Source organism: Rahnella aquatilis CIP 78.65 = ATCC 33071, from assembly GCF_000241955.1.
Classification (GTDB): Bacteria; Pseudomonadota; Gammaproteobacteria; order Enterobacterales; family Enterobacteriaceae; genus Rahnella; species Rahnella aquatilis.
The window spans coordinates 1,257,981-1,280,595 of record NC_016818.1 but is presented as its reverse complement, the minus strand read 5'-3'; the positions used below and the strand labels follow the sequence as shown (position 1 = coordinate 1,280,595).

The 22,615-nt window shown below is 54.9% G+C and carries 23 protein-coding genes; 18 read left to right on the top strand and 5 right to left on the bottom strand.

All coding sequences use genetic code 11. The features are described from left to right. Positions 1–24: 24 nt before the first annotated feature. Positions 25–369 (bottom strand): hydrogenase maturation nickel metallochaperone HypA, encoded by a 345-nt coding sequence (gene hypA / locus RAHAQ2_RS05950; protein WP_015696367.1) that lies wholly within the window; start codon positions 367–369, stop codon positions 25–27. Positions 370–730: 361 nt separating this feature from the next. On the opposite strand from hypA, the gene hycA reads away from it, so the two are divergent. The 13 genes from hycA (at position 731) to RAHAQ2_RS05885 (ending at position 15,413) form a co-directional block, all read left to right on the top strand. Continuing rightward, positions 731–1,198 carry a formate hydrogenlyase regulator HycA gene (hycA, locus tag RAHAQ2_RS05945; protein ID WP_037038500.1) on the top strand — a complete coding sequence of 156 codons (468 nt, stop codon included), beginning with the start codon at positions 731–733 and terminating at the stop codon, positions 1,196–1,198. A gap of 147 nt (positions 1,199–1,345) precedes the next feature. Then, entirely contained in the window at positions 1,346–1,975 is a 630-nt protein-coding gene (locus RAHAQ2_RS05940) for a 4Fe-4S dicluster domain-containing protein (protein ID WP_015696365.1), read from the top strand. Continuing rightward, positions 1,972–3,876 (top strand): proton-conducting transporter transmembrane domain-containing protein, encoded by a 1,905-nt coding sequence (locus tag RAHAQ2_RS05935; RefSeq protein WP_015696364.1) that lies wholly within the window; start codon positions 1,972–1,974, stop codon positions 3,874–3,876. Before RAHAQ2_RS05940 ends, RAHAQ2_RS05935 begins: the two co-directional genes overlap by 4 nt. A 10-nt stretch (positions 3,877–3,886) precedes the next feature. Further along, a complete protein-coding gene (locus RAHAQ2_RS05930) occupies positions 3,887–4,840 on the top strand; it encodes a respiratory chain complex I subunit 1 family protein (RefSeq protein ID WP_015696363.1) in 954 nt (317 codons plus the stop codon). Positions 4,841–4,884: 44 nt separating this feature from the next. Then, complete coding sequence (locus tag RAHAQ2_RS05925) at positions 4,885–6,609, top strand: hydrogenase large subunit (protein ID WP_015696362.1); 1,725 nt, start codon at positions 4,885–4,887, stop codon at positions 6,607–6,609. Between the two features lie 13 nt (positions 6,610–6,622). Beyond that, positions 6,623–7,180: a formate hydrogenlyase complex iron-sulfur subunit gene (locus RAHAQ2_RS05920; protein WP_015696361.1), complete on the top strand. Its 558-nt coding sequence runs from the start codon at positions 6,623–6,625 to the stop codon at positions 7,178–7,180. Beyond that, positions 7,177–7,977: an NADH-quinone oxidoreductase subunit B family protein gene (locus tag RAHAQ2_RS05915; protein ID WP_015696360.1), complete on the top strand. Its 801-nt coding sequence runs from the start codon at positions 7,177–7,179 to the stop codon at positions 7,975–7,977. Before RAHAQ2_RS05920 ends, RAHAQ2_RS05915 begins: the two co-directional genes overlap by 4 nt. Continuing rightward, positions 7,974–8,453 carry a formate hydrogenlyase maturation HycH family protein gene (locus RAHAQ2_RS05910; protein WP_037038518.1) on the top strand — a complete coding sequence of 160 codons (480 nt, stop codon included), beginning with the start codon at positions 7,974–7,976 and terminating at the stop codon, positions 8,451–8,453. The genes RAHAQ2_RS05915 and RAHAQ2_RS05910 overlap by 4 nt, the downstream gene beginning before the upstream one ends. Next, a complete protein-coding gene (hycI, locus tag RAHAQ2_RS05905) occupies positions 8,446–8,940 on the top strand; it encodes a hydrogenase maturation peptidase HycI (RefSeq protein ID WP_015696358.1) in 495 nt (164 codons plus the stop codon). Before RAHAQ2_RS05910 ends, hycI begins: the two co-directional genes overlap by 8 nt. Positions 8,941–9,156: 216 nt before the next feature. Further along, complete coding sequence (gene hydN / locus RAHAQ2_RS05900) at positions 9,157–9,702, top strand: electron transport protein HydN (protein ID WP_015689506.1); 546 nt, start codon at positions 9,157–9,159, stop codon at positions 9,700–9,702. Between the two features lie 22 nt (positions 9,703–9,724). Beyond that, positions 9,725–11,896, top strand: a complete 2,172-nt coding sequence (fdhF, locus tag RAHAQ2_RS05895) for a formate dehydrogenase subunit alpha (protein ID WP_015696357.1) — start codon at positions 9,725–9,727, stop codon at positions 11,894–11,896. Between the two features lie 171 nt (positions 11,897–12,067). Beyond that, positions 12,068–14,395, top strand: a complete 2,328-nt coding sequence (hypF, locus tag RAHAQ2_RS05890) for a carbamoyltransferase HypF (protein WP_015696356.1) — start codon at positions 12,068–12,070, stop codon at positions 14,393–14,395. Further along, entirely contained in the window at positions 14,388–15,413 is a 1,026-nt protein-coding gene (locus RAHAQ2_RS05885; protein WP_015696355.1) for a HoxN/HupN/NixA family nickel/cobalt transporter, read from the top strand. Before hypF ends, RAHAQ2_RS05885 begins: the two co-directional genes overlap by 8 nt. A gap of 11 nt (positions 15,414–15,424) precedes the next feature. Here RAHAQ2_RS05885 and csgC read toward each other — a convergent pair whose 3' ends face one another. From csgC to RAHAQ2_RS05870, 3 genes are all read right to left on the bottom strand, one after another. Then, positions 15,425–15,754 (bottom strand): curli assembly chaperone CsgC, encoded by a 330-nt coding sequence (csgC, locus tag RAHAQ2_RS05880; RefSeq protein ID WP_015696354.1) that lies wholly within the window; start codon positions 15,752–15,754, stop codon positions 15,425–15,427. Positions 15,755–15,845: 91 nt separating this feature from the next. Continuing rightward, positions 15,846–16,322 (bottom strand): curli major subunit CsgA, encoded by a 477-nt coding sequence (gene csgA, locus RAHAQ2_RS05875; protein WP_015696353.1) that lies wholly within the window; start codon positions 16,320–16,322, stop codon positions 15,846–15,848. A 39-nt stretch (positions 16,323–16,361) separates the two neighbouring features. Then, the gene (locus tag RAHAQ2_RS05870; protein WP_015696352.1) at positions 16,362–16,850 is read right to left on the bottom strand and encodes a curlin; all 489 of its coding nucleotides are present in this window, start codon (positions 16,848–16,850) and stop codon (positions 16,362–16,364) included. 872 nt (positions 16,851–17,722) lie between these two features. Here RAHAQ2_RS05870 and csgD point away from each other — a divergent pair. Genes csgD through csgG form a run of 4 tightly spaced genes read left to right on the top strand, consistent with a single transcriptional unit; the run spans position 17,723 to position 20,092 of the window. Then, entirely contained in the window at positions 17,723–18,373 is a 651-nt protein-coding gene (gene csgD, locus RAHAQ2_RS05865) for a biofilm master transcriptional regulator CsgD (protein ID WP_015696351.1), read from the top strand. Continuing rightward, a complete protein-coding gene (gene csgE / locus RAHAQ2_RS05860; RefSeq protein ID WP_015696350.1) occupies positions 18,354–18,773 on the top strand; it encodes a curli production assembly/transport protein CsgE in 420 nt (139 codons plus the stop codon). Before csgD ends, csgE begins: the two co-directional genes overlap by 20 nt. Before the next feature lie 60 nt (positions 18,774–18,833). Next, positions 18,834–19,226, top strand: a complete 393-nt coding sequence (csgF, locus tag RAHAQ2_RS05855) for a curli production assembly/transport protein CsgF (RefSeq protein ID WP_049796148.1) — start codon at positions 18,834–18,836, stop codon at positions 19,224–19,226. Between the two features lie 32 nt (positions 19,227–19,258). Then, positions 19,259–20,092 (top strand): curli production assembly/transport protein CsgG, encoded by an 834-nt coding sequence (csgG, locus tag RAHAQ2_RS05850; RefSeq protein ID WP_015696348.1) that lies wholly within the window; start codon positions 19,259–19,261, stop codon positions 20,090–20,092. Positions 20,093–20,159: 67 nt separating this feature from the next. On the opposite strand, the gene RAHAQ2_RS05845 is transcribed toward csgG, so the two are convergent. Next, on the bottom strand, positions 20,160–20,618 hold the full coding sequence (locus RAHAQ2_RS05845) for a nuclear transport factor 2 family protein (protein WP_015696347.1): 459 nt from the start codon (positions 20,616–20,618) through the stop codon (positions 20,160–20,162). 187 nt (positions 20,619–20,805) lie between these two features. Here RAHAQ2_RS05845 and RAHAQ2_RS05840 point away from each other — a divergent pair, with 187 nt between their 5' ends. Beyond that, the gene (locus tag RAHAQ2_RS05840; protein WP_015696346.1) at positions 20,806–22,611 is read left to right on the top strand and encodes a DUF4153 domain-containing protein; all 1,806 of its coding nucleotides are present in this window, start codon (positions 20,806–20,808) and stop codon (positions 22,609–22,611) included. Positions 22,612–22,615: the final 4 nt, after the last annotated feature.

Below are 22,615 nucleotides of genomic sequence, written 5' to 3'. Positions count from 1 at the left end.
CTCCCCGGGCAAACCGGTCGCCCGTTATTCGATTTCGATTCGTTTAATTTTCATGCCGTCATCGGCCACCATCCGTACATCACGTCCGCCACAGTGCGGACACAGCAGCACGCCGGGGCTGAGTAAAGTGATGTCCTGCTGGCACGTGTAGCACCAGCTTTCTGCCGCCGGTGTCACGAGATGTAATTCGCAACCTGCGGCGAGCGTTTCGCGGCACACCAGTTCAAAGCAAAATTGCACTGCTTCCGGTTCGACGCAGGAAAATGCGCCAATTTCCATCCACACCGCCGTAATTCTCCGGGCATTATTTTGCCGTCCAAACTGCTGCATTATTTCCACTGCGTTCTGACACAACGTAATCTCGTGCATTATTTCCCCTCCGTCAGAAGATTAATAAAGAGAGCATGGAATGGTCAGTAGCAATATTGGTGCCAGAATTTTTTCGACACGCATAAACAAGGAGAAGAATCAGGATGACGGAATAAGCAGTCACCGTCCGTCATATATGTCGAAATACAGTGTCATCGACATGTCATCCTGTTTTTCAGGCAGTCAGCCACCTGCCCCAAAAATAACTTAACTTACTCATAATAAAGCAGTTGTTAAACAAAAACCGAAACTGGCACGTTTTATGCCAGTAGTGCTGTATGCGCCGTATTTTCGACGTCTCGTTCTGCATCAAGACGGACCGGAAAGGCACCTACGCACACCTCAATTACGGGTAATGACAATGAGCACTCTCAGTGAACTGACCAGCAAAGCTGATTATATAGCCAGTAAAAACAGCCATCTGAAATCACAATGGCGCACGTATCAGAACAGCCTGACGCAGGCCATAACCCATTCAAATAAAAAGATAAACCATGAATTTAGCTGCGGCGAAGAACAGGATATCCGCTTCACGCTGTTTAACCATTTCTCTGTCAGCATTCATCTCAGTGACGACTTCTACAGCCAGGATATCGTTTACAGCCTGAACATGGCGCACAACGCTGAAGAACCCAACTTTCGGGTATTTGCACACGCCACGCTGAGCGAAGAAGGCCGGGTTGATGGCAGCGTGGATATTAAAGATAAGGACGCTGTGCTGGAACATTATCTCAATAAAATATCGGCTATTTATCAGTGTATTTTTGATTCACTGAAAACTAATCAGCCGATTCATTCGCAACTCGATAAATTACTCAGCCACGCCTGAGTTACATTCAGAAATACATTATTACTTCGGCATCACAGGAATATTTTTCATTGCCGATTTTTTACTGGGATCAATTCCGACATAAATGTCGAAATGTCAATTTAAGTGCCGATTTCGTCATCTTTGACGAAATACCAAGGAGACTTCATGAGCGTTAAAAATGCCATGAATCAATATGTGATAGCCGATCCGAAACTTTGTATCGGCTGCAATACCTGTATGGCCAGTTGTTCGCAGGAACACCAGCGTCACGGTTTACAATCTGCCCCCCGTTTACAGGTGATGCGTAACCGTCTGGATTCCGCGCCGGTGATGTGCCACCAGTGTGAAGATGCTCCGTGCGCGCAGGTGTGTCCGGTGAATGCAATCACCCGTGAAAACGACGCGATTCATCTCAACGAGAGCCTGTGCGTGAGCTGCAAACTGTGCGGGCTTGCCTGCCCGTTCGGGGCCATCAGCTTTTCCGGCAGCACACCGCTGGATATTCCCCGCGACTGTAATACGCCCAAAGCCCTGCCAGCCCCGCAAGCCCCGCGGGCGGTCAGTTCGTTTCTGGATTGTGTGCCGGGGATTCGTGCGGTGGCAGTGAAATGCGATTTATGCAGCTTCAGCCCTGAGGGTCCGGCGTGCATCAAAACCTGTCCCACACAGGCCATCCGGCTTATCACAGCCAGTCTGTCTGAAAATGCCAGCCAGCAAAAACGTCTGAATGCGATGAACGTTTTTCCGGCCGGGCTGACTTCCTTTAGTGCACCTGACACGGAGGCCAAACAATGACGGCACTATTCGCTTTGGATCCGGCGTCGCTGATGACGCTGGCGCTGCTGGTCTGGATTTTCAGCGGCATTGCCTGCGGGTTACTGGCAGGCACCGCGAAGTTAAGCAGCCTGATTTCAGGCGCTGGCAGCATGCTGGCTTGCGTGGCGGTTATTATTGCGGCGGTTCAGATGGTAAACCGTGGCGTACCGGTGACACTTACACTGCCGGTTCTGCCTTACCGCGCCAGCTTCAGCCCGCTGAATGCGCTGTTATTAGGGGCAATGTCCGTCACGGCCTTGTTCAGCAGCCTGTATGCCTGCGCATGGCTGGCGAATGCCCGTCCGCGTCATCGCGCCCGTACCGGCTTGTTATGCAATCTGCTGCTGGCTGCGCTGACCGCCGCCGCGATTTCCGCCAATGCGGCTGAACTGATCCTGATGATGGAAATGGCCGCACTGTGCGCCTATTTCATGATCGTACAAGCCGACGATGCGAAAAGCCGCCGTGCCGGTCTGAATCAGTTTTTATCCGGCCGTCTCGGCACGCTGTGCCTGATTCTGGCGTTCGCACTGCTGCATCACACCAGCGGCAGTCTGGATTTTGAGGTGCTTCGCCACACCCTGTTTACGCCGGGCATTAAATCGCTGGCCTTCCTGCTGGCGCTGGCCGGTTTCGGACTGTATGCCGGGATTATCCCGCTGCATGCCTGGGTGCCGCAGTCGCATTCCAGCGCACCCGCCCACGCCGCCGCCCTTTTCTCTTCCGCGCTGATGAAAATCGGCATTATTGGCATCGTAAAAGTCGGTCTGGACTTGCTCGGCGCACCGCCACTCTGGTGGGGCCTGATGGTATTGCTTCTGGCAATCCTGACCGCATTTATCGGCGGCCTGTACGCGCTGATGGAACACGATATCCGCCGTCTGCTGGCCTATCACACGCTGGAAAACGTCGGGATTATTCTGCTCGGTGTCGGCGGTGCAATGGTGGGCGTGGCGCTGAATCTGCCGCTGCTGGCCTCGCTCGCCCTGCTGGCCGGATTGTTCCATCTGTTCAATCACGGGCTGTTTAAAACCGCGCTGTTTCTCGGTGCCGGTGAAATCGAAATGCAGACCGGCATTAAGGACATGGAAAAGCTCGGCGGCATTGCCCGTCTGATGCCGTGGACCGCCGTGGCGATGTTGATTGCCCTGATGTCGATGTCCGCGTTGCCGCCGCTGAACGGCTTTGCCAGCGAGTGGTTGCTGTATCAGTCGCTGTTCCAGCTGAGCGCCGGTCCGGTGTTTATCACTCGTCTGCTCGGGCCGTTGCTGGCGGTCGGTCTGGCGCTGACCGGTGCGCTGGCGCTGATGTGTATTGCCAAAGTCTTCGGCGTCACTTTCTTAGGCACACCACGCAGTCAGGCAGCGGCAGACGCCACGCCTGCTCCGCTGGCGATGACGCTCAGCAGCGTAATGCTGGCGCTGTTATGCGTGATTTTCGGTATTGCCTCACCGTGGATAATTCCGCATTTCGCCGCCGTGGCCTCCTCGGTGCTCAACGCGCCGGTTTTACAGGCCGCCGGGCATGGCGCGGCGTTTTCCACCACGTCTGCCGTGTCTGCCCCGATGATTGCCATCCTGCTGCTGGGCATGCCGCTGCTGCCATGGATTATCGCCGCCGTATTACGCGGTTCCCGTCTGCCAAACCGTTCACGCGGCGATGCCTGGGCCTGTGGCTACGGTCATTCCGCTGACATGGTGGTGACAGCGACCGGTTTTGCGCAACCGCTGCGCGTCATGTTTGCCCCGCTTTATCGCCTGCGTCAGCACATGACACCCGCTCCGCTGGTGGCTGCGCTGCACCGTGGCTGGCTGGGGATTTTCTGCCGTCGTCTGGCACTCATCGAACTGGCCGTGTTGCTGGTCGTGGCTTTTGCCTGAGGAACTGTCTATGAACACTTCATTCTTACTCGCGGGTTCGTTGTGGCCGCTGGCGCTGCTTCAGGCCATTGCGTTGCTGGCGATCGCCCCGCTGTTTGCCGGTTTCAGCCGCGTGATGCGTGCGCGGATGCACAACCGTCAGGGGCCGGGCGTATTACAGGAATACCGCGATATCGCCAAGCTGCTGACCCGCCAGAGTGTCGCCCCTGCCGCCGCCGGGGTGGCATTTCGCAGCATGCCGTATCTGCTGACCGGTGGCTTGCTGGTGATCGCCACCGCCCTGCCGGGGATAACGCTGGCCTCGCCAATGGGCGCGGCAGGCGATCTGATCACCGTTATCTACCTGTTTGCCGTGGTGCGCTTTGTGTTTGCGATTGCCGGGCTCGATACCGGCAGCACCTTCACCGGCATAGGGGCCAGCCGTGAAGCGGTACTCGGTGTGCTGGTCGAACCGATCCTGCTGCTCGGGCTGTGGATTGCCGCGCTGGTGGCCGGTTCCACCTCGCTGGGTGCCATTGCAGCCCGCGTGCTGCACTGGCCGCTATCCTCTTCCTTAACCCTCGTTCTGGCCGGTCTGGCCTGTGCATTCGCCACCTACATCGAAATGGGCAAACTGCCGTTCGACATGGCGGAAGCCGAGCAGGAATTACAGGAAGGCCCGCTGACCGAATATTCCGGCGCGGCGCTCGGCGTGCTGAAAATCGGCATCAGCCTGAAACAACTGGTGGTGTTGCAGTTATTCCTCGGCCTGTTCTTCCCGTTCGGGCTGGCTGAACAGCTCACGCCGCTGGCACTGCTGACCGCCGTGGTGTGGTGTCTGGTGAAGCTGCTGATCGCGGTCTTTGTGGTCGCGCTCATCGAGAACAGCGTCGCCCGTCTGCGCTTTCTTAAAACTTCCCGCACCACCTGGGCGGGTTTCGGGCTGGCGTTTCTGGCGCTGGTTTCCTGGCTGGTCGCAGGCTGACCTGACATTTTTCTTGTCCCGCTGCGGCGGGAAGAGGCTTTGTAATGAGTGAGTTCAATACCGCATTAAATCAAAATCCGGTCGGCAAAGAGTATCTGGCCGCGCTGGCGAAGCAGTTTCCGTCGGCGATTTTAGGCAGTGAATGGCAGACCGACACACAGGCGACCGTCACCATCAGGCTGAACTGGCTGCCGGAAGTGGTCGAATGGCTGTATTACCAGCAGGGCGGCTGGCTTTCCGTGTTATTCGGTAATGACGAACGTACCCTGTGCGGCAATTACGCGCTGTATTACGTGCTGTCGATGGAACAGGGCGTGAAGTGCTGGATCACCGTGCGCGCCGAAGTGGATCCGGTTTCACTGGAATTCCCTTCCGTCACCCCGCGTGTACCGGCGGCGGTCTGGGGCGAACGCGAAGTGCGTGATATGTACGGCTTGCGTCCGGTCGGGCTGCCGGATGAACGCCGTCTGGTGCTGCCGGATGACTGGCCGGACGATTTATATCCTCTGCGTAAAGACGCGATGGATTACCGTCAGCGCCCGGCACCGACCACGGACGAAGAGACCTATCCGTTTATTTCCGAGGCCAAAGAAGGCAGCAAAATCGTGCCGATTGGCCCGCTGCACGTCACTTCTGACGAACCCGGACACTTTCGTCTGTTCGTTGACGGTGAAGACATTATCGATGCCGATTACCGGCTGTTTTACGTGCACCGTGGCATGGAAAAACTGGCCGAAACCCGCATGGGCTACAACGAAGTCACCTTCCTGTCAGACCGCGTTTGCGGCATTTGCGGCTTCACGCACAGCGTGGCGTACACCTCTTCGGTCGAAAATGCGATGGGCATTGTGGTGCCGGAACGCGCCCAGATGATCCGCTCCATTCTGCTGGAAGTCGAACGTCTGCACAGCCATCTGCTGAACCTCGGACTGGCCTGTCACTTTGTCGGTTTTGATTCCGGTTTCATGCAATTTTTCCGCGTCCGTGAACAGTCGATGAAGATGGCAGAAATCCTGACCGGTGCGCGTAAAACCTACGGCATGAACCTGATCGGCGGCATCCGCCGCGACATCCTCAAAGACGACATGATCGCCACCATTGCGCTGGCAGGCAGCATGCGCCGTGATCTCAATGAACTGGTCGATATCCTGCTCAGCACACCCAATACCGAACAACGCAGCGTCGGCGTCGGCATTCTGGATCCGCAGGTGGCGCGGGATTTCAGTAACGTTGGTCCGATGGTGCGTGGCAGCGGCCACCGCCGCGATATGCGTCAGGATCATCCTTATGCCGGTTACGCCAGACTGCCGTTTGAGCTGTGCAGCGAAACCGGTAACGACGTTTATTCCCGCCTGAAAGTACGCATCCACGAAGTGTTTAACGCCCTGAATATGATCGAGTTCGGCCTGCAAAGCCTGCCGGGTGGCCCGCTGGCGGTAGAAGGTTTCAATTATCTCCCGCACCGTTTTGCCCTCGGCTTTGCCGAAGCGCCACGCGGAGACGACATTCACTGGAGCATGACCGGCGACAACCAGAAGCTGTTCCGCTGGCGTTGCCGTGCGGCGACGTATGCCAACTGGCCGACGCTGCGCTACATGTTGCGCGGCAATACGGTGTCCGATGCGCCACTGATCATCGGCAGTCTCGATCCTTGTTATTCCTGCACCGACCGCATGACGGTTGTCGATGTGCGTAAGAAAACATCCATCGTCGTGCCTTACAAAGAGATCGAACGTTACGGCATCGAACGCAAAAATTCGCCGCTTTGAGGAACTGCTCATCATGCTGAAACTGATTAAAAAAGTGCTTAAAACCGGCACTGCAACCGTGGCTTATCCGTTTAAGCCGCTGGATCTGGCACCCAATTTTCGCGGCAAACCGCAATACACCGCACAGCAGTGTATTGCCTGCGGCGCATGTGCCAACGCCTGTCCGTCTAATGCGCTGACCATGACCACGGCAGAAGACGGCGAAACGATCCGCTGGTCGCTGTTTCTGGGCCGCTGCATTTTCTGCGCCCGCTGCGAGGAAGTTTGCCCGACGGCGGCCATTAAACTGTCGCAGGAATTCGAACTGGCGGTGTGGCGTAAAGAAGATTTGTTTGAAACTGCAGATTTCCCGATCTGCCACTGCCGTGCCTGTGGCAAACCTTACGCGGTACAAAAAGAGATCGACTTCGCACTCAGCCTGTTGCAGGAAAGTGCCGCACTGAGCGACCGGCAAATTAGCGATCGCCGCGAACAGTATGAAACCTGCCCCGAATGCAAAAAACTGCACAGCCTTTCTTCCTCCGACCGTATTGATATTGGCCGGCACATGACCACGGAGGCTCATTCATGAGTCATAACCTGATTGCTCCGCGTGACGACAATGGCCTGCCGGTACCCGTCACGCTGGATGAAAGTATCGCCAGTCTGAAATCCACACTGCTTAACAGCATCCGCCGCTCAGCTTATGTTTACCGCGTGGACTGCGGCGGCTGTAACGGCTGTGAAATTGAGATTTTCGCTGCCATTTCTCCGCTGTTCGATGCCGAACGCTTCGGGATTAAAGTCGTGCCGTCACCGCGCCACGCTGACATCTTGCTATTTACCGGTGCCGTGACCCGCGCCATGCGTATACCGGCCCTTCGCGCCTGGGACAGCGCACCGGATCCGAAAATCTGCATTTCCTACGGTGCCTGCGGCAACAGCGGCGGCATTTTCCACGATCTGTATTGCGTGTGGGGCGGCACCGACAAAATCGTGCCGGTGGATGTGTATATTCCGGGCTGCCCGCCGACACCGGCTGCCACCATTTATGGTTTTGCGATGGCGCTGGGTTTGCTGGATCAGAAGATCAAAGGCCAGCAACACGATGAGGCAGCCACCGGACCGGCGGCGCTGCTGCACCCGGATTTACCGCAGCCGCTGCGCGTATTGCTCGACCGCGAAGCGCGCCGGATGGCCGGTTACCGTTATGGTCGCCAGATTGCTGATAAATTTATGGATATCGTGGCCGCGCCCGGCTTACAGCCGGTGGAACAGCGGGTGTCTGCCTATCTTGAGGAACAAGGCGATCTGCGGCTCAGCGAAATTGTCGGCAACCTGCAGCACATTTATCAGCAGGTTCTGCGTGGCGAGGTACGCCTGTGGTGACCTCCGTCAACGACCAGCGCTACGCGCGACATCAACCCTACGCCGGTCATCAGCCGGACAAAAACAAAGTGATTTTCTATTCGCTGAGCAGCAAGTTTGTCGATGAAAAAAGCGCGCAAAAACGCAGTTCGCAAAAAGTGCAGGAAGTGGTGTATTACAGCCTGGCGATCGGCCACCACCTCGGGGTGATCGACTGCCTGCAATCCCGTCTCGAATGCCCGCTCGACGGGTATCTGCACTGGATTGACTGCCTGCCCGAAAACAGCGAAGCACACCGCAAACTGGCCGGTGTGCAGCGTTTCGGGGAGATCAATATCGACAGCAGCCACACCCACCTGCTGGCGCTGGCACTGCGCGATGCCCGCCCGGACATGAGTGATGAACAACAGGGCTGGAGCGACCAGCTTATCGCCCTGCTCACACAAATTGAACACGACCCCGCCATGTACCTGATGGTCAGGAGATACGATGCCTGATTCCCCTGAAAACCTCCCACGCTACGCACTGCTGTGCGTGGGCAACAGCATGATGGGCGATGACGGTGCCGGTCCGCGTCTGGCCGAACTGTGCGCTGAAAAACCGCTGTCCGGCTGGACAGTGGTTGACGGCGGCGCGGCACCTGAAAACGACATCGGTTATTTACGCGAACTGCGGCCTGCGCATCTGGTGATTGTTGATGCCACCGACATGGGGCTGGCGGCCGGTGAAATGCGCATTATCGATGAAGATGACATCGCCGGGATGTTCATGATGACCACCCACAATCTGCCGCTGACCTTCCTGATTCAGCAGTTGCGTGAAGACATCCCGCACATCACCTTTGTCGGCATTCAGCCGGACGTGGTGGCCTTTTATTACCCGATGAGCACCGCTGTGGAACAGGCCGTGAACCGACTGTATCAGCTATTGCCTGCGCTGGATCAGGGGCTGGGGATCGCGCCTTTCCGGCCCGAAAGCCTCTGACAGCGGCTGTCGACATAACTGTCGATGCGGTGACGAAACAGACATGACATCAGCCCGACATTTCGTCACCGTTACACGATTTAAAAATAAAATATTGAATTTTATGGAAAATATTAAAATTAAGAAACTGGCACGCTTTATGTATTACCCGTACAGCAATGTCGTCAAGCCGGTGTTATCCGGCTCCATAAGAAAATCCGGAATCAGGAGATTCAGATGAACCGGTTTATCATCGCCGACCCTAAAAAATGCATCGGCTGCCGTACCTGTGAAATTGCCTGTGTGATGGCGCACAGCGATTCGCAGGATATCTCGCTGCTTAACGCCGCCACTTTCGCGCCACGTCTGCATGTGATCAAAGGCGTCAATCTCAGCACACCGGTGATGTGCCGCCAGTGTGAAGATGCGCCCTGCGCCAATGTCTGCCCGAACGGGGCCATTCTTCGCACCGGAGACCATGTGCAGGTGATGCAGGAACGCTGCATCGGCTGTAAAACCTGCGTTGTCGCCTGTCCGTACGGCGCCATGGAAGTGGTCACCAAACCGGTTTTCCGTCAGAACGGCGCGGCGATGGTCACCACCTCGGATAAAGCCGAAGCGCACAAATGCGATCTGTGCCACACCCGCGCTGAAGGCCCGGCCTGTATGGAAATCTGCCCGACCAAGGCACTTTTCGCCATCGACCGTAACCACTTACAGGAAATGAACGCAGAAAAACGCCGCCGCGCTGCGCTCGACAGCACCTCCCCGCTGCTGTTTTAACCCGGATTAAGGAAGCCATACCATGAAAAAAGTCACTACTGTCTGCCCGTATTGCGGTGCCGGATGTAAATTGAATCTGGTTGTCGATAACGGAAAAATCATCCGTGCGGAAGCGGCGAACGGCGTCACCAATCAGGGTGAACTGTGCCTGAAAGGCTATTACGGCTGGGATTTTCTCAATGACACCAAACTGCTGACCCCGCGCCTGACACAGCCGCTCATCCGCCGCCAGAAAGGCGGGAAATTCGAAGCCGTCAGCTGGGATGAAGCCATCCGTTACACCGCACAGCGCCTGAAAGACATCAAACAAAAACACGGCCCGCGTTCCATTATGACCACCGGTTCTTCCCGCGGGACCGGCAATGAAACCAACTATGTGATGCAGAAATTTGCCCGTGCAGTGATCGGCACCAACAACGTCGACTGCTGCGCCCGTGTGTGTCATGGCCCGTCGGTTGCCGGTTTGCAGGCCACGCTCGGTAACGGCGCGATGAGTAATTCCATCGGCGATATCGAAAACTCAAAATGTCTGCTGGTGTTCGGCTATAACTGCGCGGATTCTCATCCGATCGTCGCGCGCCGCGTGATCAAGGCGAAAGAAAAAGGCGCGCAGATCATTGTCTGCGACCCGCGCCGCATCGAAACCGCACGCATTGCCGATCAACATCTGCAAATCAAAAACGGCTGCAACATGGCGCTGGTCAATGCCTTTGCCCATGTGCTGATCGAAGAAGATCTGTATGACCATGACTATGTGGCGAAATACACCGAAGGCTTTGAGGAATACCGCAAAAATGTCGCGGATTACTCACCGGAAGCCGTGGCGGAACAGACCGGTGTGTCCGCCCAGCAAATCCGTCAGGCGATGCGCACTTACGCCGCTGCGCCTTCTGCCACCATCATGTGGGGCATGGGCGTTACCCAGTTTGGTCAGGCGGTTGACGTGGTGAAAGGTCTGGCAGGGCTTGCCTTGCTGACCGGTAATCTTGGCCGCGCCAACGTCGGTGTCGGCCCGGTTCGCGGGCAAAATAACGTGCAGGGTGCCTGTGATATGGGCGTGTTGCCCAATGAATTCCCGGGTTATCAGTCCGTCACTGATGCAAAAGTTCGCGCAAAATTCGCTGATGCCTGGGGCATTGACGTGAATCAGATGGACACCGAAATCGGTCACCGTATCACCGAGATCCCGCATCTGGCCCTTGAGGGCAAAGTGAAAGCTTATTACATCATGGGCGAAGATCCGTTACAGACCGAAGCCGATTTAGGTCTGGTGCGCAAAGGCTTCGAAGCACTGGACTTCGTGGTGGTGCAGGACATCTTCATGACCAAAACGGCGGAACAGGCCGACGTGATTTTACCGGCAACGTCCTGGGGCGAACACGGCGGCGTCTTCTCCTGCGCAGACCGCGGCTTCCAGCGTTTCGAGAAAGCCATCGAGCCAAAATACAACGTCAAACGCGACTGGGACATTATCAGCCTGCTGGCAACAGAGATGGGTTATCCGATGCATTACAACGATAACCAGGAAATCTGGGACGAAATGCGTAGCCTCTGCCCGCTGTTCTACGGCGCCACCTACGAAAAAATGGGCGAACTGGGACACGTGCAGTGGCCCTGCACCACGCTGGAAAGTCCGGGGACACAATACCTGTACGCCGACAATCATTTCGATACCCCGACCGGCAAAGGCCAGTTGTTCGCCGCCCCGTGGCGCGCACCGGCGGAAGTGCCGGACGGCGATTATCCGCTGGTGCTGTGCACCGTGCGCGAAGTCGGTCACTACTCCTGCCGTTCGATGACCGGTAACTGCGCCGCCCTGCAAACGCTGGCTGACGAACCGGGCTTTGTGCAGATGAATCCGGTGGATGCACAGGCGCTGGGCATTCGCGATCAGCAACTGGTCTGGGTGGCATCGCGCCGTGGCAAAGTCATTTCCCGCGCCAACTACAACGAACGTATCAATCTGGGTGCGGTGTACATGACCTATCAGTGGTGGATTGGTGCCTGTAATGAACTGACGCAGGACAACCTCGATCCGATTTCCAAAACACCGGAAACCAAATACTGCGCGGTGAAAGTCGAACAAATCGCCGATCAGCGCTGGGCAGAGAATTACGCACATCAGACTTACAGCGACATGAAAGCGCGCCTGCGCAGCGCCGTTGAAGATGTGATCCCGGTGGTTGAGGTTTAGGTTTTAAGCTCCTCAGCAAAAGGTGTGGGTTCTTAGCTCCTCCCCCTGCGAAGGGGGAGGCTGGGAGGGGGTTTTACAGGCAGCCTCGGATTCAAAGTTGTCATTAATACCCCACCCCAACCCTCCCCTTCGCAGGGGAGGGAGCAACCCCCTGAGATTTAAGAGGTATTTATGTCTGATTCCGGTCTGCTCATCCGCATCAGTGGCAAAGTCCAGGGCGTCGGTTTCCGGCCTTTCGTCTGGCAACTGGCGGACCGTCTGCGGCTTCGTGGTGAAGTATGCAACGACAGCGCGGGAGTGGAAATCAGGCTGCTTCAGCCGGTCAATCTTGAACTTTTTATTGAACAGTTACAGCGCGACTGCCCGCCGCTGGCACGCATCGACAGCATCAGTTTCGATCCTTTCGACTGGCAGGCGCTTCCGCAAAATTTCACTATCACTGACAGCCGTCACAGCCGGATGGATACCCAGGTGGTGCCCGACGCGGCGACCTGTCCCGAATGCCTGAAAGACATTACCCGCCCGGACGATCGTCGTTTCGGCTACGCCTTCACCAACTGCACACATTGCGGCCCGCGTTTTACGCTGATCCGCGCCATGCCTTATGACCGTCCTTCCACCTGCATGGCGGAATTTACGTTGTGTCCGCACTGTCAGCAGGAATACCAAAACCCTGCCGACCGGCGGTTTCACGCGCAGCCGGTCGCCTGCCCGCACTGCGGGCCGCTGGTCAGCGCGACGTTGCAAAATGGCGACATGCTGGCACAAGGAGAAGCGGCGCTGGAATACGCCGTCGCGGCATTACGCGCGGGGAAAATCGTCGCCATTAAAGGGTTGGGAGGCTTTCATCTGGCTTGCGATGCCACGCAGCAAAACGCGGTGATGCGGCTGCGCGAACGTAAACAGCGGCCGTCAAAACCGCTGGCGGTGATGCTGCCGGACATCAGCTGGCTGGCAGCATGCAGCGACGAAAGCCCGCAATTTGCGCTGCGCGAAATGCTGGGATCACCGGCCGCGCCCATCGTACTGGCGACGAAAAGTGCGATGTCGCCGCTGTGCGCGGCAATCGCGCCTGAACTGGACGAAGTCGGGCTGATGCTGCCGTTTACCCCGCTGCATCATTTGCTGATGCAGGCGGTTGAGACACCGCTGGTGATGACCTCCGGAAATGCGAGCGGCTGTGCGCCCGCCCTCACCAATGAAGCTGCACTGTTACAACTCGATGGCATTGCAGACATATGGTTGCTGCATAACCGCGATATCGTCCAGCGCGCCGATGATTCGCTGCTGCGGGTGACGGCACATGGCACTGAAATGCTGCGCCGTGCGCGCGGTTATGTGCCAGATGCTTTTACGCTGCCTGACGGATTCGATGTTCAGCCGCCGCTGCTGGCGCTGGGCGGTGACCTCAAAAATACCTTCTGTCTAGTGCGCGGCGATCAGGCCATTCTCAGTGCGCATTTCGGCTCACTCACCCGCTGCGATATTGCCGGACAACAGCAGCAGGCGATTGAACATTTTCAGCACCTTTATGATTGCACGCCGCTGACGGTGGCCCGTGATGCGCATCCGGCGTATGTCAGCCATGTGCAGGCGGAAAGCCACGGTATACGCATAATTGACGTTCTTCATCATCACGCCCATATCGCCGCGTGTCTGGCGGAACATCACTGGCCGCTGGATGGCAGCAAGGTCATCGGGCTGGCGCTTGACGGGCTGGGTTATGGCGTTGCTGACGATAAAACCGGTGCCTTGTGGGGCGGCGAGTGTTTGCAGGTGGATTATCTGCACTGCAAACATTTAGGCGGATTGCCTGCCGTTGCGCTGCCGGGTGGCGACCGCGCAGCACGGGAACCGTGGCGGAATTTGCTGGCGCAATGGCAGGCGTTTGTGCCGGACTGGCAGACGCGCCCGGAGGCGCAGGCGTTGCGGGAATATCCGTGGCTGCCGCTCTCCAGAGCCATCACCGCCGGGATCAATGCGCCGCTGGCCTCGTCCTGCGGGCGCTTGTTTGATGCCGTCGCCGCTGCACTCGGCTGTACGCCTGCGCAACTGAGCTGGGAAGGCGAAGCGGCAGGCCGTCTGGAAGCGCTGGCGCAACGGGGAGCTGGCACTTCGCATCCGGTCACGATGCCGCTGCGGCATACGACGTCGGGCACTTTTCTGGATTTAGCGACATTCTGGCAACAATGGCTCGACTGGAATGCCACGCCTGCCGCGCGGGCTTTTGCTTTTCACGACGCGCTGGCGCAAGGCTTTGCCGCCCTCGCCTGCTATCACGCGGTGAGAACCGGCACCCGCACGGTGGCACTGGGTGGCGGTGTGCTGCATAACCGCCTGCTGCGCCAGCTTTTACATTGCTATTTAGCGCCCCTTCACGTGCTGATGCCGCAAAACGTGCCTGCCGGAGACGGCGGGCTGGCACTGGGCCAGGCCGTTGTCGCCTGCGCCCGTCTGCAATTTTCTTCTGGTTTTAACAACAAGGATCCCCATGATTAACCGTGATTTTTTCCACACGCACCGTCGTGCTTTCTGGCTGCTGACCGGGCTGCTGGCGGTCAATTTACTGGCCTGGGGCTGGGCATTGGTGGTGTTTCGCCACAACGCGGCGCTGGTGGCCGCGGCCCTGCTGGCTTACGGTTACGGGCTGCGTCATGCCGTCGATGCCGATCATATTGCGGCTATTGATAACGTCACCCGCAAGCTGATGCAACAGGGGCAGCGTCCGGTGGCGGTCGGTGCATTTTTCTCTCTCGGACACTCCAGCATTGTGATGCTGGCCTGCGTAGCGATCGCTGCCACCTCACTGGTGTTTGGCAACAAAATTGGCTGGCTGCACGATTATGGCAGCACCCTCGGCACGCTGGTTTCCGCCCTGTTTTTACTGATGATGGCGCTGTTGAATGCGCTGATCCTGCGCGACGTTTACCGCCGTTTTCAGAAGATCAAACAGGGTAAAAACTTTGCCGATGCCGGAGAAACCCAGGCGATGCAGGGAGGAATAATGAGCCGGTTATTCAGCTTTGCGTTTAATCTGGTGAATAAAAGCTGGCAGATGTATCTGGTGGGATTTTTATTCGGACTGGGTTTTGATACTGCCACTGAAATTGGCCTGCTAGGTATTTCTGCAGCGGGGGCCTCTTCCGGCATGTCCGTATGGAGCATTCTGGTATTTCCGCTGTTGTTCGCCAGCGGCATGGCACTGGTCGATTCGCTGGATAACTTTGTCATGGTCGGCGCCTACGGCTGGGCGTTCGATAAACCGGTGCGCAAGCTCTATTACAACATGACGATTACGGCCACCAGCGTGGTGATTGCCCTGTTTATCGGCGGCCTGGAAGCGCTCGGGCTGATGGCTGATAAGCTGGATTTACACGGCGGAATATGGGCAGTGGTCGGTCGCCTGAATGAAAATATGGGCAGCGTCGGCTATGCGGCCGTGGCGATTTTCGTGGTGTTCTGGGGCATCTCTGCCCTCAATTATCGCCGCAAGGGCTATGACAATCTGGCGGTGTGATCCGCCCGACGTCAGGCGTCATCCGGCAAGGTAAACTGCTTTTCCAGACGCAGTTTGTCGCCGTCCGTCACGGTTATCATAATTTGTGTTTTTCCGCCGGGCTGGAGAACAAAACGCATCTGTCCCAGAGGCTGTGGCTGATGGGCGGAAAAATTCACATTGTGGCTCTGGCGGCTGGTGCTGGTGCCCGCAGTGCTTTCCTGCGAAACCGAAACCGCCACCTGACAGGAACAGGCTTTGGTGAGACTGACCATCGGGGTAATAACATAATTCTGCGCATCGTGGTGTGTATCGAACCAAAGCTGGTTGGACATCACGGCGGCGATCAGGAGCAAATGCATAACGTTTATCCTGCGTATCCGGTCGAAAAAAAACAGGGCCAGTGCCCTGTTTCTGCTTTACGCCTCCCCTTCGCAGGGTAGGGCGCACTAATCAGTTTTGTGACGCGTAGGCCAGGTTCGCAGTACCGACCTGAGTGATGCTGGTCAGAGAGCCATTGGCACCTTGTGAAGCCTGGGCATAGTTACCTGAACCGTTCTGGGACACGAGCACTTTACTGCCGTTAGCGCTCTGCGAAACGTTAGCCCCGTTGTAGTCGCCTTTTTGTACCACACTGATCAGGCTGCCATCACCGGTCTGATTGGTCCCGGCACTGTTTCTGTAGCCATCCTGACTAATCGCTGTCAGCGATTTTTGTGCACCAGACTGAGTGGCATTCGCCAGGTTAGCCGTGCCCTGCTGGTAAATCTGAATTTCAGAATTCCACTGAGTCGCCGTGAATGTCGGTACCGTTGATGTCGGTGGATTATGACCGTGGTCAGAGCCACCCCCGCCATGACCAGGACTGGTTGCAAATGCACTGCCACTGACGACTAAAGCGGAGACTGCCACAATTTTCCAAAGTTTCATGATGCTACCCCATTGGTTTAATATCGGATGTTTGGTGTGTTAATGCTGTGTCACTCTAATCGCCATTCCTGACGAGTTTTGTACGACGCCGCTGCTCTGGTTCGTACCATTCTGGCGAATTTCCGTCACACCCCGGCCTTTTTGCAGGATGTAGGCGGTATTGCCAAAATTCTGTTGCGTAATGGATGCATCTCCGCCGCCGGTTTGCGATACGTAGGCGAAATTATCGCTGCCGCTTTGGGATATATCCGCGTTATTTCCATTACCCCGCTGATTTAACAGTGCAGTATTCTCTGATCCGGCCTGACGGATAACGCCGGCATTTCCATAACCCGTCTGATTTGTGGCGGCCAGATTGCTATTACCGTTCTGATAAATCATGGATGCATTCCCCGATGAATTCCTTGCACCAGCAAAGACCTGATCCGGACCCTCAGAATTCATTTCCGAAAAAGCCATATCAAACTGCTGTGCATGAACGCCCCAGGAGGCTGAAAGTAACGCCAGGGTCAATAAAGTCTTTTTCATTTCGTCACCCTGTATATACCGGCCCACACTTTGCGAACCGGTTAATTGCTGCTGACGGATTGATTATGGTGTTTGCCAGAAATAAGGAACTCACCCGCTCGTCGTATTTTAATTTCAGGCTTCATCAGAAAGTATGAGGCGGCATTTATCATGCGTACTGACCAGAACGTCCTGGTAAAAGGTCAGCACGGCTAATCAACCCTATGGCATTAATCCTAAAGTTAAAATGGAAACCGGTTTAAATAATCACACAAATGCAACTATTCTTAATTCTCTCTGAAATTAAACACAGGTGTAAAAGAGATCTCCCGCACATTTCCACCCTTAAAAGCCGCTTAAAAGTGTCTTCACGCAGCTTTGCAGCAGGGTTTAACAGGCTACAAAGAAGCTTGCAGATGTGCTCACCTAAGTGAAATCAATACAAAAACAGGCGTCAGTTTACGTTATTAATGGCGAAGCATGCAGCCAACTGGTGTTTAAGCATAATTAATGCGGACTGTTATCGGACAAATATGCAGCCTTAACAAGGCCAAACGTTAAGATTGTGTAAAATAATTACTTAAGTCTTCTTTAACATGGCGGAATGTAATTTCCCTCCATACATAAGAAAAACTTTATACATTTTTATTTACATTTTGAAACATAAATAAGCCTTGCGTAAGGTAAACCAAAAGCTAAATTGAGTCAGTACCGCACATAAAACCACCTAAAAATATTATGTGCCTCAGGTTGTGAATATTTGCCATTTTCAGATATACACAGCAAACATACAGCTATAGATTTAGCAAAATAAAATCTCAGTCTATTTCCTGCCTTTTCAGTGATCAGGCAATGGCAGACTGTGGCTATAAAAATCAGGGCAGGGTTTCATTATGAGTAATGAAGCAGCAATCAATAATAATATTCTTTTATTAGTGACCAAACCATCATTACAAGCCAGTGCTTTATTGCAGCAATTAAGACAGCAACTTTGTGTTAATACCCGGCTTCATAATATCCATAAATCACTTGAGGATCAGACGCTTCAGCAGGCATTAATTCTCTTCGATATGATGGAAGCCGATCGCCGGACAATTGAGCTATGGCAAACAGCCGTTAACCGTTATCACAACAACGTGAAGTTATTATTATTAAACACACCTGATAATTATCATTTTCGGGAAATTGAAACCTGGCCGGGGATCAGCGCCGTATTTTATCTTTCCACCGATGAAGAACATCTGGTCGAAGGGATCAGAAGCGTGATCCGCGGAGAATGCTACTTCTCTCAGGGCTTCGCCAGTTACCTGATCAATCAGTCCGGTGCTTTCCGTCATCTTCACTCAGAGGATACCGGCCTGACTCATCGCGAAAAAGAGATCCTTAATAAGTTACGTGTGGGCGCTTCGAACACGGAAATCGCACGTTTGCTGTTTATCAGCGAGAACACCGTCAAGACGCATCTCTATAATTTATTTAGAAAAATCTCAGTTAAAAACCGCACTCAGGCGGCGTCCTGGGCTAATGACAACCTCAAGCGCTGATATCATGACTATTTGCATAAAGGGCTTCTGGCTCTGGCTGGCGCTGCTGTGCGCCACCTGCCTGCATGTTCAGGCTGCGGATATAAAAGACCCGGGGCTTATCACCGACAGAACCGTGACATCGGTTGGCCACGATTTTTACCGTGGTTTTACCGGCAAATGGGAACAGAACTACCCGGAAACCCTCACTATTTCAGAAAGACCCAGCGCCCGCTGGGGCAGTTGGATCACCATAAAAATAGGTCAGGACACCCTGTATCAGACTTTGCTGTTTCCCAACCGTCGCAATTTTAATAAGGACGTCGAAACCGCCATTGCCGGTGTGACCGAAGCATTATCACGGCGGCAACTGGACAAAGCGTTACTGGGCACCGGGGATCTCGCCCATGACGAATTTTAATGCACAGCCTCTTTTAAGGAGAGCATCGTGAATATTCCAGTCTCAGCTTCGCGTTCAGTCATGCTGCTGGCATTGCTGACGGCGTCCCCGGTTTCCTGGGGCGGCAATATGGTTTTCCAGTTCATCAACCCGAATTTCGGCGGCAACCCGAATAATGGCGCGTTCCTGCTCAACGAGGCTCAGGCGCAGAACTCCTATAAAGACCCCGACAGCTATGACTTCGGATCCACTTCGACGTCTGCGCTGGACAATTTCACCGCCTCGATTCAGTCGCAATTACTGGGCAGCCTGATGGGCAACGTCAATCAGGGGAAACCGGGGCGGCTGGTCACACAGGATTTTATCGTGGATATCCAGAATACCGACGGGCAACTGGTGATGAATGTCACTGACCGCAAGACCGGTAAAATTTCCACCATTCAGGTACAGGGTTTGTCTGCCACGACCAACTGATTCCGACGACCGATAAAAACAGGAACGACATCATGCGCAGCTATTTATTACTCATCGCAGTTTTTGTGTTGAGCGGGTGCCTCACAGCAGCACCGAAAGAAGCCGCAAGACCGACATTATTACCCCGGGCGCCAAGCTATACCGATCTGACCCATTTGCCTTCGCCGCAGGGCCGGATTTTTGTGTCGGTGTATAACATTCAGGATGAAACAGGCCAGTTCAAGCCGTATCCGGCCAGTAACTTCTCGACTGCGGTGCCGCAAAGCGCCACGGCAATGCTGGTATCGGCACTCAAAGATTCCAAATGGTTTATCCCGCTGGAACGTCAGGGGCTGCAAAACTTACTGAACGAACGCAAAATTATCCGTGCCGCACAGGAAAACGGCAGCGTCGCTATCAATAATCAGCGGCCGCTTTCCTCGCTGGTGGCGGCGAACATCCTGATTGAAGGATCGATTATCGGCTATGAAAGTAATGTGAAATCAGGCGGGATTGGTGCGCGGTATTTCGGTATCGGTGCCAGTACGCAATACCAGCTTGACCAGATAGCCGTGAACCTGCGTGCTGTCGACGTCAATACCGGAGAGGTTTTATCGTCTGTGAATACCAGCAAGACGATTTTATCGTATGAAGTGCAGGCCGGGGTGTTCCGCTTTATCGATTATCAGCGGTTACTGGAAGGCGAACTGGGCTACACCACCAATGAGCCGGTGATGTTGTGCCTGATGTCGGCGATTGAATCCGGGGTGATTTATCTGGTCAACGACGGCATCGAACGTAACCTGTGGCAGTTGCAGAACCCGTCGGAGATCAACTCACCGATTCTTCAACGCTACAAGAACAGCATTGTCCCTGCCGAATCCTGATGAGCGGCAGTTGGCGAAGGGAAACCGTGGGTTGACACGGTTTCCCTTCTTTTTTTATCCGGTAATCTCAGGTTTTGTTTTCCTCAGTTTTCGCCGCCTGGCGATAATTATTCACCCGCTTTTTATCCTCAAGATTAAAATCAGGATCGAGATAAATGCTCACCCGTTTGATCAGCAAATCCTCAAAGACAAAAACCGTGCAGAAATGATGGCTGCCGGCCTCCGATGTCGGCCAGCGGTCGCCGTTTTGCATCACGCCGCGCATCTGCCCTTCCAGCACAATGGCATCTCCGTCACTCAGAAAACGGAAAGCGTTCTGAATATGTTGGATCTTGTCGATTTCAAGCGCGAAGCGTTTACCCAGTTCCCCCAGAGAAGACTTTCCCTGCGCGGTGCCAAATTTCGGAAAAAACAGCACCACATCTTCAGCAAAGAGATCCAGTAATGACGCATCTGCCTGATCCAGTTTGGCGTAGAAATTCTTAACGATTTCAATGCGTTTTTCTTTCAGTTCTTGTTCTGCCATTTTCACCTCGAAATTCTCCATTTAATACATAAGCCTAGTGACTGCCGCTGATTTTGCCAGTTATGGGAGGACGCTCACTCACACTGAGGCCGGTCAGATGAAGAGTTTTCTGCACCGGAAGCCGGAACCCACTACACTGGCATGCGTTTTTAACAACATGTCCTCTTACATTTTTGGAGAGTCACGGATGTCTCAGTTCAACAGAGCAGGTCGCGCCATGCCCCACCTGCCCGTTCCCGCCCGCGGGTTAGTCGTTATCCTCTGCCTGGTCCAGGGATTATTGCTGTACTTCTTTTTCTCAGACCACACCGCGGCGAAATTTGCCAGTTTCTCCCATAATATTTACGGCCAGACTATGGCATTAACATTACCGGTGCTGATTTCATTGTCTGTCGTTCATCTGAATGACCGCCGGTTCTGGACCGGAATGGCGCTTCTCACGCTGCTGCTGGCCGGTATGGCTGCATGGGTAAAAAGTAATATGACGGGGACATCGGCGGATTCGCTGCTGGCACCGTTTTATTTGTCGCTGACGCTGCTGGTCTTTTTTGTTTTGCCATGGCTACAGGTGCAGGCGTTCCCGGCAGAAAGCCGTTACCGTTACGCAAACCTTTCTGCCTGCTACAGTCAGAATACGCTGTGTGTCATGCTGACGTTGCTGATGCTGCTGCTGGCCATCGGAGTGATGGCATTATGTGCAGGGTTATTCCGGCTGATCGGCATTGAATATTTCCATGAGCTGTTTTTCGATACGCCGCTGTTTATGCATCTGGTGTCCGCCTTGCTGCTGGGCATCAGTATCGTCACCTGCCGTACGCAACCGGCGCTGATGAATACCACCCGCAATGTCATCCGTTTTATTCTCAAAGGCCTGCTGCCGCTGGTGGCGTTCGTTGCGCTGATTTTCCTGTTTGCCCTGCCGTTTACCGGCCTGACGGTGTTATCACAAGCCTGGTCCGCGGCCAGTTTGCTGACCACCCTGGCACTGAGCATTCTGCTGCTGGTTAATGTGGTACGCGAAACCGATCATGCTGAAAAACCTTATCCGCAGGCAATTCGTCTGCTGGTGAATGCGGCGATTTTACTGCTGCCGGTGTATGCCGCGCTGGCGCTGTATTCTACCGGCCTGCGCGTTTCGCAATACGGCTGGACGCCACAACGTCTGTGGGCGGTGCTGGTGATCAGCGTCACGCTGATCGCCGCGCTTTGCTACAGTTTTGCGGTGATCGATAAACGCCCTGACTGGCTGCCGCGTGTTACTCAGTTAAATAAGCCGTTGTCGCTGCTGGTGGTCATTCTGGTGATGGCGGCCAACAGCCCGCTGCTCGATCCTTACCGTATCAGCGTCAACAATCAGATTGCGCGACTCGACAGCGGCAAAACGCAGGCGAAGGATTTCGATCTGCAGATGCTGCGTTTCGACACCGGCCGCCGTGGCAACGAGGCGCTGGCCAGGCTGCAGCAGCATCCTGCCTTTACCGGCGATCCGCAGTTGCTGCTGACGCTGAAAAACATGATCGCCCGGACGTCCCGCTGGGGAACTTACGATGATAAAGAGCACGCTGCACTGGCGAAAAACTATCGTCTGGAAGAGGCTAAAAAGATGATTGTACTGGCGAAAGGTGCGGTGCAGCCGGATGACGGTTGGTGGAGCTCCCTGCCTCAGCTTGAGCAATACAGCAACACGCTGCGCGACTGTCTCAGCCTGCAGGGGATGTGTATCATCAACACGCTGGATCTGAACGGCGATAAGCAGAAAGAAATTTTCTTGTGTAATACGTTAGATTCGTCGTCCATTAACTGCCGTATTTACGTCAGACATGCCACCCAATGGGCCCAGGCTGGCGAACTTTATCTGTATGAAGATAAGGATAAATCCGCGCTGATCACGGCACTACGCAACGGCGAAGTCAAACCGGTGGCGCGTAAATGGGCTGATGTGCAGGTTGACGGTAAGCGCCGGGTGATTCACTACAACCTCAGCGAGGAATAGCGGG

Bases quoted from the DNA above. Each gene is read 5' to 3' on its own strand.
- hypA (WP_015696367.1), bottom strand. From the start codon at position 369: ATGCACGAGATTACGTTGTGTCAGAACGCAGTGGAAATAATGCAGCAG.
- hycA (WP_037038500.1), top strand. From the start codon at position 731: ATGAGCACTCTCAGTGAACTGACCAGCAAAGCTGATTATATAGCCAGT.
- RAHAQ2_RS05940 (WP_015696365.1), top strand. From the start codon at position 1,346: ATGAGCGTTAAAAATGCCATGAATCAATATGTGATAGCCGATCCGAAA.
- RAHAQ2_RS05935 (WP_015696364.1), top strand. From the start codon at position 1,972: ATGACGGCACTATTCGCTTTGGATCCGGCGTCGCTGATGACGCTGGCG.
- RAHAQ2_RS05930 (WP_015696363.1), top strand. From the start codon at position 3,887: ATGAACACTTCATTCTTACTCGCGGGTTCGTTGTGGCCGCTGGCGCTG.
- RAHAQ2_RS05925 (WP_015696362.1), top strand. From the start codon at position 4,885: ATGAGTGAGTTCAATACCGCATTAAATCAAAATCCGGTCGGCAAAGAG.
- RAHAQ2_RS05920 (WP_015696361.1), top strand. From the start codon at position 6,623: ATGCTGAAACTGATTAAAAAAGTGCTTAAAACCGGCACTGCAACCGTG.
- RAHAQ2_RS05915 (WP_015696360.1), top strand. From the start codon at position 7,177: ATGAGTCATAACCTGATTGCTCCGCGTGACGACAATGGCCTGCCGGTA.
- hycI (WP_015696358.1), top strand. From the start codon at position 8,446: ATGCCTGATTCCCCTGAAAACCTCCCACGCTACGCACTGCTGTGCGTG.
- hydN (WP_015689506.1), top strand. From the start codon at position 9,157: ATGAACCGGTTTATCATCGCCGACCCTAAAAAATGCATCGGCTGCCGT.
- fdhF (WP_015696357.1), top strand. From the start codon at position 9,725: ATGAAAAAAGTCACTACTGTCTGCCCGTATTGCGGTGCCGGATGTAAA.
- hypF (WP_015696356.1), top strand. From the start codon at position 12,068: ATGTCTGATTCCGGTCTGCTCATCCGCATCAGTGGCAAAGTCCAGGGC.
- RAHAQ2_RS05885 (WP_015696355.1), top strand. From the start codon at position 14,388: ATGATTAACCGTGATTTTTTCCACACGCACCGTCGTGCTTTCTGGCTG.
- csgC (WP_015696354.1), bottom strand. From the start codon at position 15,754: ATGCATTTGCTCCTGATCGCCGCCGTGATGTCCAACCAGCTTTGGTTC.
- csgA (WP_015696353.1), bottom strand. From the start codon at position 16,322: ATGAAACTTTGGAAAATTGTGGCAGTCTCCGCTTTAGTCGTCAGTGGC.
- RAHAQ2_RS05870 (WP_015696352.1), bottom strand. From the start codon at position 16,850: ATGAAAAAGACTTTATTGACCCTGGCGTTACTTTCAGCCTCCTGGGGC.
- csgD (WP_015696351.1), top strand. From the start codon at position 17,723: ATGAGTAATGAAGCAGCAATCAATAATAATATTCTTTTATTAGTGACC.
- csgE (WP_015696350.1), top strand. From the start codon at position 18,354: ATGACAACCTCAAGCGCTGATATCATGACTATTTGCATAAAGGGCTTC.
- csgF (WP_049796148.1), top strand. From the start codon at position 18,834: ATGCTGCTGGCATTGCTGACGGCGTCCCCGGTTTCCTGGGGCGGCAAT.
- csgG (WP_015696348.1), top strand. From the start codon at position 19,259: ATGCGCAGCTATTTATTACTCATCGCAGTTTTTGTGTTGAGCGGGTGC.
- RAHAQ2_RS05845 (WP_015696347.1), bottom strand. From the start codon at position 20,618: ATGGCAGAACAAGAACTGAAAGAAAAACGCATTGAAATCGTTAAGAAT.
- RAHAQ2_RS05840 (WP_015696346.1), top strand. From the start codon at position 20,806: ATGTCTCAGTTCAACAGAGCAGGTCGCGCCATGCCCCACCTGCCCGTT.